This window comes from Mycobacterium sp. (assembly GCF_050701675.1).
Taxonomy (GTDB): Bacteria; Actinomycetota; Actinomycetes; order Mycobacteriales; family Mycobacteriaceae; genus Mycobacterium.
The window spans coordinates 1-8,838 of the sequence record NZ_JBOGDD010000364.1; the positions used below are offsets into that span (position 1 = coordinate 1).

The window sequence follows — 8,838 nt, forward strand, 5'->3', positions numbered from 1 at the left end:
AACGACCAGACGGCGGGCTATCCCTCGAACATGGATGAGTCGGGTTTGCAGGGGCGGGTCGCGAGGGCCGTGGAGGCGATGGCGCGTGGCGTCGGGCGGCACTGAGAATGGAGGACGCGATGGACAGGCCGACTGATGCGCCGTGGCCGATCGAAGAGGTCTACCCCCGCGATTTGGTGGAGGGTGACGTCGTGAAGATCGCCGGCAATTACCCGTGGCTGCAGATCACGCGCATAGTCGACGCGGGACCGAATCAGCCCGAGTGGGAGAAGCAACTGGGCAGCAGGGGTTTCGTATTGGCGGCGATCGACGACCCCGATCGGCCGATGACGGTGGCGTACGACAACCACAACGTTCGGCAGGTTTGGCGGCGCGTCTGACCGCCGTCCGGCTCAGCGGTCGTACTGCCGGAAATTCAGCTCGTCGAAGGTGTTCTGCCGCTTAGCTTCTGCTGCGGCACGGTCCGTTTCCGCGATAGACGCTTCTAGTTGGGCGACGATGTTGACCAGGCCGCCGATGAGGCGGGTTTTGATCGTGGCGTCGTCATGGGCGTTGCTTCGGATCATGCGCTGCACTTCGTCCACGAGGTCGAAGGTCCGGCGCGATTCGGGGCCGACGCTGACGTTGAGTTCCATGCAATTAACGGTATCGGTGATTGCGCGTTTAGGTGCGGGGTGTCGTGTACTCCGGCATGGCGCCGTGGTTCGGGTACTTAGTCGAATACGCGGACGGTGGCTCGATGACGACCCGGTCAGGGGTCTCGGCGCGGACGTCGATCAATTCGATGCGGGTGCCGTCGCCCGGGCCGCTGTTGACGCTCCGGACGTGCTTGACGTCGCGGTGGAGCAGACCTTTCTTGTGTGCGTAATCGAGCGCGTTCGCGACCGCCGCGACGATCGGGATCACTTGGTCAACGGGCATTCCGACGGGATATTTGTCGGACAGTTGATGGCACGGGTCTTGGCCGTCAACAAAATCCATCACTATCCAGAGTTGGCCGTCGTGCTCGCCGCGGTCATGAACCCCGACAATGTTCGGATGCCACAGAGTGGATGCCAGATCTGCCTCGCGATTGAACCGTGAGCGGTATTGCGGGTCCCGCGACCACTCTTCGGCAGCAGCTTCAGGGCGTCAGGTCGCGGCAGTCTTGGATGCTGTGCGAGGTACACCTCGCCCATGCCGCCGGACCCGAGCAAGCGAATGATGCGGTAGCCGGCGAAGTCCGCCCCGTTTCCAGGCGGCATGCCCGGATCGTACGGCCCCACATTTAGCCTGCCGGCGTCACCCAACAGGTGATATCAGCACGGACGACCTCATTACCATCCCGATCGCTGACATGGACGGGGACGGAGAGCTCGACGCCCTCGCAGATAGCGTCAAAGTCAGGCAGGTCGACCTGTGCAATGGCCCGCAACGACGTGGTTGCTTTCCGTAGGTACTGAACGTTCATTGCCTTGGGGATCCAGCGGTGGCTCGTCGGCACGGTGGCTTCCATGAGCATGCCCATAGCCATCTCGGCGGCATTGCAGGAGGCAATGGCATGCACAGTCTTCAAATGATTGTGAACCAGCGGCCAGTTCGGGATCGTGACGACCGCGAGACCTGGCTCCATCTGGACGACGTGCGGGACCACCGTTGCGAAGAAGGGGACACGAGCGATGGCGGCCGCGGAGAAGAGTCTGCTGCCGCCCGGTATTCGATTCAGTCGCTGCCACGCGCGGAAAGTTCGTGTGACGTTCATTGGAGCCTTTCCACACAGTGATAAAAATCAGCACTCTTCACGAAGAACCACTTGGGCACCGCCACCTCGGCGCGACCCGGCTCCATCGTCAGGACGTGCGGTAACACCGAGGCGAAATACGGCACCCGCACCATGGCGGCGGCCGAGAACACTCGCGTGCCGCCCGGGCGTCCCGAGAGTGCCTTCCAGGCGCGGTAGGTGGGGTTCTGAGCGGGCATGGAGCTAGACCTTACTGTGGAGTAAGGTAGGGCCCGACGCCGAGGCTGAAGCCAGGGACGAATTCGTCTCACGAGGGGGTCCCTGGCTTCAGTGTCTGCGCCTCTCCCGGCCCTCATCGCAGCTGGCGCGGGGCCGATCAGCCGGAATTTGGCTGCCGCCCGGATCTGAGGCATACTGTTCGGGTTGCCTTGAGCCGGGTTCGCCTGGCCGGGCATGCGACCAGCGTCCTCACGGACGCGTCCGGTCCCCACCTCGATCGTGATCGATATTTCGAACGCGGACGAGTGTGCGCAAGGGCGACACACCCGAGCGCGGGGGTCGGTGTACCAGAGACAGGTAAACAGCGGCGGCATAGCCAGCGCAGCGCATTCGTGCGGTGCGCGCTAGACCAAGCAGAACATGGCCCAACACTGGGCCCGTTAATAGTGAGGTAGGAGAAGCGTGGCGGGACAGTAGATCCGCATCAGGCTCAAGGCCTACGACCATGAGGCGATCGACGCCTCGGCGCGAAAGATCGTCGAGACTGTCACCCGTACGGGCGCCAGCGTGGTCGGCCCGGTGCCGCTGCCGACCGAGAAGAACGTGTATTGCGTTATCCGGTCTCCCCATAAGTACAAGGACTCGCGGGAGCATTTCGAAATGCGTACCCACAAGCGCCTTATCGACATCCTCGACCCCACGCCGAAGACCGTTGACGCCTTGATGCGCATCGATCTGCCGGCGAGCGTCGACGTCAACATCCAGTAGGAGACCCAGAAAAATGGCACGCAAAGGCATTTTGGGCACCAAGCTGGGCATGACGCAGGTGTTCGACGAGAACAACAAAGTCGTCCCGGTCACGGTCGTGAAGGCCGGCCCCAACGTGGTGACCCGCATCCGCACCCCCGAGCGGGACGGCTACAGCGCCGTGCAGCTCGCCTACGGTGAGATCAGCCCGCGCAAGGTGAACAAGCCGGTTACCGGTCAGTTCGCCGCTGCAGGCGTCAACCCGCGTCGGCACCTGGCCGAGCTTCGTCTCGAAGACGAGGCCGCGGTCGCCGAGTACGAGGTCGGTCAGGAACTGACCGCCGAGATCTTCGCCGACGGCGCGTACGTCGACGTGACCGGCACCAGCAAGGGCAAGGGCTTCGCCGGCACCATGAAGCGCCACGGCTTCAAGGGCCAGGGCGCCTCGCACGGTGCCCAGGCTGTGCACCGTCGTCCCGGTTCGATCGGTGGCTGCGCCACCCCGGGCCGTGTCTTCAAGGGCACCCGCATGTCCGGCCGGATGGGTAGCGACCGCGTCACCACCCAGAACCTGAAGGTTCACAAGGTCGACGCCGAGAACGGTGTGCTGCTCATCAAGGGCGCCATCCCGGGCCGCAATGGTGGACTGGTGGTTGTCCGCACCGCAGTTAAGCGAGGCGAGAAGTAATGACTCTCAAGATTGACGTCAAGACCCCCGAGGGCAAGAAGGACGGCTCTGTCGAGCTGCCCGCCGAGCTGTTCGACGTCGAGCCCAACATCGCGCTGATGCACCAGGTGGTGACGGCCCAGCTGGCCGCCGCTCGCCAGGGCACCCACGCCACCAAGACCCGGGCCATGGTGTCCGGTGGTGGCAAGAAGCCGTACCGCCAGAAGGGAACCGGCCGCGCCCGTCAGGGTTCGACCCGCGCCCCGCAGTTCACCGGTGGTGGTGTCGTCCACGGCCCGCAGCCGCGTGACTACAGCCAGCGGACCCCGAAGAAGATGATCGCTGCTGCCCTGCGCAGCGCGCTGTCGGACCGGGCCCGCAACGAGCGCATCCACGCGATCACCGAGCTGGTGGCCGGTCAGAGCCCGTCGACCAAGAGCGCCAAGTCGTTCCTGTCGTCGCTGACCGACAACAAGAAGGTGCTCGTCGTGATCGGCCGCAGCGATGTGGTCAGCGCCAAGAGCGTCCGCAACCTGCCTGGCGTGCATGTGATCTCGCCGGATCAGCTGAACACCTACGACGTGCTGAACGCCGACGATCTGGTGTTCTCGGTGGAGGCGCTCAACGCCTACATCACCGCCAACACGAAAGAGGAGGTGTCGGCCTGATGGCTACCGTGACTGATCCTCGCGACATCATCCTGGCCCCGGTCATCTCGGAGAAGTCCTACGGACTCATCGAGGACAACACGTACACGTTCATCGTGGCACCGGAGTCCAACAAGACGCAGATCAAGATCGCGATCGAGAAGATCTTCAGCGTCAAGGTCGATTCCGTGAACACACTCAACCGCCAGGGCAAGCGCAAGCGCACCCGCGCCGGCTTCGGTCAGCGCAAGAGCACCAAGCGCGCGATCGTCACCCTGGCCGCGGGTAGCAAGCCCATCGACCTGTTCGGAGCACCGGCCTAGCGGCCGGCGGAAGCACAGAGGACAAGACAGACATGCCTTTACGCAAGTACAAGCCGACGACTCCCGGTCGTCGCGGGTCCAGCGTCTCCGACTTCGCCGAGGTCACTCGGTCGACGCCGGAGAAGTCGCTGATTCGCCCGCTGCACAGCACCGGTGGCCGCAACGCGCACGGACGGATCACCACCCGACACAAGGGCGGCGGGCACAAGCGTGCCTACCGCGTGATCGACTTCCGTCGCCACGACAAGGACGGCGTCAACGCCAAGGTCGCGCACATCGAGTACGACCCCAACCGCACCGCGAACATCGCACTGCTGCACTACCTGGACGGCGAGAAGCGCTACATCATCGCGCCGCAGGGACTCTCGCAGGGCGACGTGATCGAGCAGGGGCCGAACGCCGACATCAAGCCGGGTAACAACCTGCCGCTGCGCAACATCCCCGCCGGCACCGTGATCCACGCGGTGGAGCTGCGGCCCGGGGGTGGCGCCAAGATGGGCCGCTCCGCCGGCGTCAGCATCCAGCTGCTCGGCAAGGAAGGCACCTACGCCACGCTGCGCATGCCCAGCGGTGAGATCCGCCGCGTCGACGTGCGCTGCCGCGCCACCGTCGGCGAGGTCGGTAACGCCGAGCAGGGCAACATCAACTGGGGCAAGGCCGGCCGGATGCGCTGGAAGGGCAAGCGCCCGACCGTCCGCGGTGTCGTGATGAACCCGGTCGACCACCCGCACGGCGGTGGCGAGGGCAAGACCTCCGGTGGCCGTCACCCCGTCAGCCCGTGGGGCAAGCCCGAGGGCCGCACCCGCAAGAACAAGCCGAGCGACAAGCTCATCGTCCGACGCCGTCGCACCGGCAAGAACAAGCGCTAGGAGTATCCAGCGATGCCACGCAGCCTGAAGAAGGGCCCGTTCGTCGACGACCATCTCTTGAAGAAGGTCGACGTCCAGAACGAGAAGAACACCAAGCAGGTCATCAAGACCTGGTCGCGTCGGTCGACGATCATCCCCGACTTCATCGGACACACCTTCGCCGTCCACGACGGCCGCAAGCACGTGCCGGTGTTCGTGTCGGAGTCCATGGTCGGCCACAAGTTGGGCGAGTTCGCGCCGACCCGCACGTTCAAGGGTCACATCAAGGACGACCGGAAAGCGAAGCGGCGGTAATGACTACGACGACTGAATATCCGTCTGCGGTTGCCAAGGCGCGCTTCGTGCGCGTCTCGGCGTCCAAGGCGCGCCGGGTGATCGACCTGGTGCGCGGCAAGACGGTGACCGAGGCGCTCGACATCCTCCGCTGGGCCCCGCAGGCCGCCAGCGAGCCGGTCGCCAAGGTCATCGCCAGCGCGGCGGCCAACGCACAGAACAACGACGGACTGGATCCCGCAACGCTCGTGGTCGCCTCGGTGTACGCCGACGAAGGCCCGACCGCCAAGCGCATCCGGCCGCGCGCCCAGGGGCGTGCGTTCCGAATCCGCAAGCGCACCAGCCACATCACGGTGATCGTGGAGAGCAGGCCAAGCCGGTCCGACAGGGTCGCCAAGGGTGCTTCTTCGGCCTCGTCCACCAGGGCGCGTCGCGCCCAGGGCAGCAAGGCAGCCGCCACTGCTCCCGCCAAGAAGGCATCTGCCAAGAAGGCGCCCGCTGCAAAGGCGGCACCCGAGAAGGCGTCGTCCGAAGAGGGCACAGTGACTTCTGATTCGAAGGGAGGCTCGGAGTAGTGGGCCAGAAGATCAATCCCCACGGCTTCCGCCTCGGCATCACGACCGACTGGAAGTCCCGCTGGTACGCCGACAAGCAGTACTCGGAGTACGTGAAGGAAGACGTCGCAATCCGTCGTCGGCTCTTCGCGCCGTTCGTCATCCCCGGTGAACGCAACGTCGAGCTGGAGCGCGCCGGTGTCGCCAAGGTGGAGATCGAGCGCACCCGCGACCGGGTCCGCGTCGACATCCACACCGCCCGTCCCGGCATCGTCATCGGCCGCCGCGGCGCAGCTGCCGACAGCATCCGCGGCACGTTGGAGAAGCTGACCGGCAAGCAGGTTCAGCTCAACATCCTCGAGGTGAAGAGCCCCGAGTCGGTGGCACAGCTGGTGGCCCAGGGTGTCGCCGAGCAGCTGAGCAACCGCGTCGCATTCCGTCGCGCCATGCGCAAGGCGATCCAGTCGGCCATGCGTCAGCCGAACGTCAAGGGCATCCGGGTCCAGTGCTCGGGTCGCCTCGGCGGCGCCGAGATGAGCCGCTCGGAGTTCTACCGCGAGGGCCGGGTGCCGCTGCACACGCTGCGCGCCGACATCGACTACGGGCTGTACGAGGCCAAGACCACGTTCGGCCGCATCGGTGTGAAGGTCTGGATCTACAAGGGTGACGTCGTCGGTGGCAAGCGCGAGCTCGCCGCCCCCGCCGCCGCCGGCGCAGAACGTCCGCGCCGTGACCGTCCCACGGGCACCCGTCCGCGCCGCAGTGGCGCATCGGGCACCACGGCGACGAGCACCGAGGCCGGCCGCGCTGCCAGCGAAGAGGCGCCAGCCGCCGACACGTCCGCCGCTGATACGTCCGCCGCTCCCGAGGACGTGGCGGCCCCGGTGGCAGCAGAGAGCACGGAGAGCTAAGCCATGTTGATTCCCCGCAAGGTCAAGCACCGCAAGCAGCATCACCCGCGCCAGCGCGGCATTGCCAGCGGCGGCACCCAGGTCAGCTTCGGCGACTACGGCATCCAGGCACTGGAGCACGCCTACGTCACCAATCGGCAGATCGAGTCCGCTCGTATCGCCATCAACCGGCACATCAAGCGTGGCGGCAAGGTCTGGATCAACATCTTCCCGGACCGCCCGCTGACCAAGAAGCCCGCCGAGACCCGCATGGGTTCCGGTAAGGGTTCGCCCGAATGGTGGGTGGCCAACGTCAAGCCCGGCCGCGTGCTGTTCGAGATCAGTTACCCCGATGAGAAGGTCGCGAAGGAAGCACTTACCCGCGCGATCCACAAGCTGCCGATCAAGGCACGCATCGTTACCAGAGAGGAGCAGTTCTGATGGCAGTGGGAACTTCGCCTGGCGAACTGCGCGAGCTGACCGAGGACGAGCTGACGTCCCGGCTGCGCGAGTCGAAGGAAGAGCTGTTCAACCTTCGCTTCCAAATGGCGACCGGCCAGCTGGCCAACAACCGTCGGCTGCGCGTCGTGCGGTCAGAGATCGCGCGTGTGTACACCGTGCTTCGTGAACGTGAGTTGGGTCTGGCATCCGGACCCGTTGGTGAGGAATCGTAATGGCAGAGAAGACAACTGAAGGCACGACTGCAACTTCGAAGCAGGCCGGGCCCGCGCACACCCCGCGCACCGAGAAGCCGCGTGGACAGCGGAAGACGCGCATCGGCTACGTGGTGAGCGACAAGATGCAGAAGACCATCGTGGTTGAGCTGGAGAATCGCTCGAAGCACCCGCTGTACGGCAAGATCATCCGGACCACGACCAAGGTCAAGGCGCACGACGAGAACGGCGACGCCGGTGTCGGCGATCGCGTGTCGCTGATGGAGACGCGGCCGCTCTCGGCGACCAAGCGCTGGCGCCTCGTCGAGATTCTCGAGAAGGCCAAGTAGCACTTCGCACTTCATCCGAAAGCCCTCGAATGCCCAACGGCATCGGGGGCTTTCGCATAGCCCCGTGTGGTCAGTCGTTCACGGCTTCAGCAATCCCAATTCGTGATGGCCCCGATCCGTGTTGACCTGCCAAGGGTCCACGTCTTCCCCGAAGTACCGGGCGACGCTTTGCATGGAACTCAACATCGCATGGTCTTGGTTGTCGTAGCGGTGCATGCCGTTGCGTCCGATCGGGTGAAGAGATGGGTAGTGCCGATGTAGGAAATCGCGAATTCGAGCGACACTTCTGTCTCCGGCCGGGTCGCTGATCGGATAGGCGAATCTTGACCGGACGACCATGACACGCTCGACAGCCGAATCGTCCATGCCGAGCGCGCGAAGGTCTCTTTGGACGATGTCGTTCAAGTCCTCGTCGTTCGAAGGGCTGAGTTCTCCGTCGGGACCGATGAAGTACTCGAACCCCAGGTACGTGCCATCCCAATCCCCTGGAGCGAGTGCGCTCGACCAGAGGCCGTAATTCTGAATCCGACCAACCCGCAGGGCTTTACCGGGCGTGTACACCCAGTTGTAGGGAATGTCGTAGTGCTTGCGAAGGGCGACGGCGACCGTTATCAGTGCACGGTGCTTGAGAGCTGCGGCTGCCGCGCGAATGTGTTTCGGCGGCTCTGGCTCGAGGGCGTCCACCAGCAACCGCAGGGGCATGCTCGAAAAGATCGCATCTCCGGACGCAGTCTCACCGTTCTGCAGCTCGATGGTCCAATTTCCGCCGTCGAACCGAGCCTTGACGACCTGAGAATCGAGGCTGGGAAAGACCCCGAGGTCGGCCAACGCCGCCGCAGCGGCCTCCCAGAGTTGGCCAGGCCCCAGTCGGGGGTACCGAAAGACGTCCTGATCTACCGAATCCCACTTGCTGCGCAGTTGCCAAC

16 protein-coding genes and 1 pseudogene are annotated in these 8,838 nt (G+C 64.7%); 12 read left to right on the plus strand and 5 right to left on the minus strand.

Annotation, left to right across the window (positions count from 1 at the left end; genetic code table 11):
• The first annotated feature begins 119 nt into the window (after positions 1–119).
• Positions 120–380: a hypothetical protein gene (locus ACRDUX_RS10675; RefSeq protein WP_526413669.1), complete on the plus strand. Its 261-nt coding sequence runs from the start codon at positions 120–122 to the stop codon at positions 378–380.
• A 12-nt stretch (positions 381–392) separates the two neighbouring features.
• On the opposite strand, the gene ACRDUX_RS10680 is transcribed toward ACRDUX_RS10675, so the two are convergent.
• From ACRDUX_RS10680 to ACRDUX_RS10695, 4 genes and pseudogenes are all read right to left on the minus strand, one after another.
• A complete protein-coding gene (locus tag ACRDUX_RS10680; RefSeq protein WP_526413671.1) occupies positions 393–635 on the minus strand; it encodes a hypothetical protein in 243 nt (80 codons plus the stop codon).
• A 151-nt stretch (positions 636–786) separates the two neighbouring features.
• A pseudogene (locus ACRDUX_RS10685) lies at positions 787–1,244 on the minus strand (serine/threonine-protein kinase); the annotation flags it as partial.
• Positions 1,245–1,267: 23 nt separating this feature from the next.
• Positions 1,268–1,741, minus strand: a complete 474-nt coding sequence (locus ACRDUX_RS10690) for a PaaI family thioesterase (RefSeq protein ID WP_526413673.1) — start codon at positions 1,739–1,741, stop codon at positions 1,268–1,270.
• Positions 1,738–1,959, minus strand: coding sequence for a DUF4442 domain-containing protein (locus ACRDUX_RS10695; protein WP_526413675.1), 222 nt, complete (start codon positions 1,957–1,959; stop codon positions 1,738–1,740). Before ACRDUX_RS10695 ends, ACRDUX_RS10690 begins: the two co-directional genes overlap by 4 nt.
• A gap of 457 nt (positions 1,960–2,416) precedes the next feature.
• Here ACRDUX_RS10695 and rpsJ point away from each other — a divergent pair, with 457 nt between their 5' ends.
• From rpsJ to rpsQ, 11 genes are read left to right on the plus strand one after another with little or no spacing between them, the layout of a single operon-like run.
• Entirely contained in the window at positions 2,417–2,707 is a 291-nt protein-coding gene (gene rpsJ, locus ACRDUX_RS10700; protein ID WP_526413693.1) for a 30S ribosomal protein S10, read from the plus strand.
• 13 nt (positions 2,708–2,720) lie between these two features.
• Positions 2,721–3,374 carry a 50S ribosomal protein L3 gene (gene rplC / locus ACRDUX_RS10705; protein ID WP_043401723.1) on the plus strand — a complete coding sequence of 218 codons (654 nt, stop codon included), beginning with the start codon at positions 2,721–2,723 and terminating at the stop codon, positions 3,372–3,374.
• Entirely contained in the window at positions 3,374–4,021 is a 648-nt protein-coding gene (gene rplD, locus ACRDUX_RS10710; protein WP_043401726.1) for a 50S ribosomal protein L4, read from the plus strand. The genes rplC and rplD overlap by 1 nt, the downstream gene beginning before the upstream one ends.
• Positions 4,021–4,323, plus strand: coding sequence for a 50S ribosomal protein L23 (gene rplW / locus ACRDUX_RS10715; RefSeq protein WP_526413677.1), 303 nt, complete (start codon positions 4,021–4,023; stop codon positions 4,321–4,323). The genes rplD and rplW overlap by 1 nt, the downstream gene beginning before the upstream one ends.
• Positions 4,324–4,355: 32 nt before the next feature.
• The gene (rplB, locus tag ACRDUX_RS10720; protein ID WP_526413679.1) at positions 4,356–5,192 is read left to right on the plus strand and encodes a 50S ribosomal protein L2; all 837 of its coding nucleotides are present in this window, start codon (positions 4,356–4,358) and stop codon (positions 5,190–5,192) included.
• Positions 5,193–5,204: 12 nt separating this feature from the next.
• Entirely contained in the window at positions 5,205–5,486 is a 282-nt protein-coding gene (gene rpsS, locus ACRDUX_RS10725; protein ID WP_056557244.1) for a 30S ribosomal protein S19, read from the plus strand.
• Positions 5,486–6,040, plus strand: coding sequence for a 50S ribosomal protein L22 (rplV, locus tag ACRDUX_RS10730; RefSeq protein WP_526413681.1), 555 nt, complete (start codon positions 5,486–5,488; stop codon positions 6,038–6,040). The genes rpsS and rplV overlap by 1 nt, the downstream gene beginning before the upstream one ends.
• Positions 6,040–6,930 carry a 30S ribosomal protein S3 gene (gene rpsC, locus ACRDUX_RS10735; protein ID WP_526413683.1) on the plus strand — a complete coding sequence of 297 codons (891 nt, stop codon included), beginning with the start codon at positions 6,040–6,042 and terminating at the stop codon, positions 6,928–6,930. Before rplV ends, rpsC begins: the two co-directional genes overlap by 1 nt.
• Before the next feature lie 3 nt (positions 6,931–6,933).
• The gene (gene rplP, locus ACRDUX_RS10740) at positions 6,934–7,350 is read left to right on the plus strand and encodes a 50S ribosomal protein L16 (protein ID WP_526413685.1); all 417 of its coding nucleotides are present in this window, start codon (positions 6,934–6,936) and stop codon (positions 7,348–7,350) included.
• Positions 7,350–7,583 (plus strand): 50S ribosomal protein L29, encoded by a 234-nt coding sequence (gene rpmC, locus ACRDUX_RS10745; protein ID WP_526413687.1) that lies wholly within the window; start codon positions 7,350–7,352, stop codon positions 7,581–7,583. The genes rplP and rpmC overlap by 1 nt, the downstream gene beginning before the upstream one ends.
• Positions 7,583–7,912, plus strand: a complete 330-nt coding sequence (gene rpsQ, locus ACRDUX_RS10750; protein WP_526413689.1) for a 30S ribosomal protein S17 — start codon at positions 7,583–7,585, stop codon at positions 7,910–7,912. Before rpmC ends, rpsQ begins: the two co-directional genes overlap by 1 nt.
• A 78-nt stretch (positions 7,913–7,990) precedes the next feature.
• On the opposite strand, the gene ACRDUX_RS10755 is transcribed toward rpsQ, so the two are convergent.
• Positions 7,991–8,838 (minus strand): protoporphyrinogen/coproporphyrinogen oxidase (locus tag ACRDUX_RS10755; RefSeq protein WP_526413691.1); only part of this gene is annotated, 848 nt, incomplete at its 5' end.

Excerpts from the sequence above, each read along its gene's own strand:
- ACRDUX_RS10680 (WP_526413671.1), bottom strand. The coding sequence starts at position 635 with ATGGAACTCAACGTCAGCGTCGGCCCCGAATCGCGCCGGACCTTCGAC.
- rplW (WP_526413677.1), top strand. The coding sequence starts at position 4,021 with ATGGCTACCGTGACTGATCCTCGCGACATCATCCTGGCCCCGGTCATC.
- rplP (WP_526413685.1), top strand. The coding sequence starts at position 6,934 with ATGTTGATTCCCCGCAAGGTCAAGCACCGCAAGCAGCATCACCCGCGC.
- ACRDUX_RS10675 (WP_526413669.1), top strand. The coding sequence starts at position 120 with ATGGACAGGCCGACTGATGCGCCGTGGCCGATCGAAGAGGTCTACCCC.
- rpmC (WP_526413687.1), top strand. The coding sequence starts at position 7,350 with ATGGCAGTGGGAACTTCGCCTGGCGAACTGCGCGAGCTGACCGAGGAC.
- ACRDUX_RS10695 (WP_526413675.1), bottom strand. The coding sequence starts at position 1,959 with ATGCCCGCTCAGAACCCCACCTACCGCGCCTGGAAGGCACTCTCGGGA.
- rplV (WP_526413681.1), top strand. The coding sequence starts at position 5,486 with ATGACTACGACGACTGAATATCCGTCTGCGGTTGCCAAGGCGCGCTTC.
- rpsQ (WP_526413689.1), top strand. The coding sequence starts at position 7,583 with ATGGCAGAGAAGACAACTGAAGGCACGACTGCAACTTCGAAGCAGGCC.
- rplB (WP_526413679.1), top strand. The coding sequence starts at position 4,356 with ATGCCTTTACGCAAGTACAAGCCGACGACTCCCGGTCGTCGCGGGTCC.
- rplC (WP_043401723.1), top strand. The coding sequence starts at position 2,721 with ATGGCACGCAAAGGCATTTTGGGCACCAAGCTGGGCATGACGCAGGTG.
- rplD (WP_043401726.1), top strand. The coding sequence starts at position 3,374 with ATGACTCTCAAGATTGACGTCAAGACCCCCGAGGGCAAGAAGGACGGC.
- rpsS (WP_056557244.1), top strand. The coding sequence starts at position 5,205 with ATGCCACGCAGCCTGAAGAAGGGCCCGTTCGTCGACGACCATCTCTTG.
- ACRDUX_RS10690 (WP_526413673.1), bottom strand. The coding sequence starts at position 1,741 with ATGAACGTCACACGAACTTTCCGCGCGTGGCAGCGACTGAATCGAATA.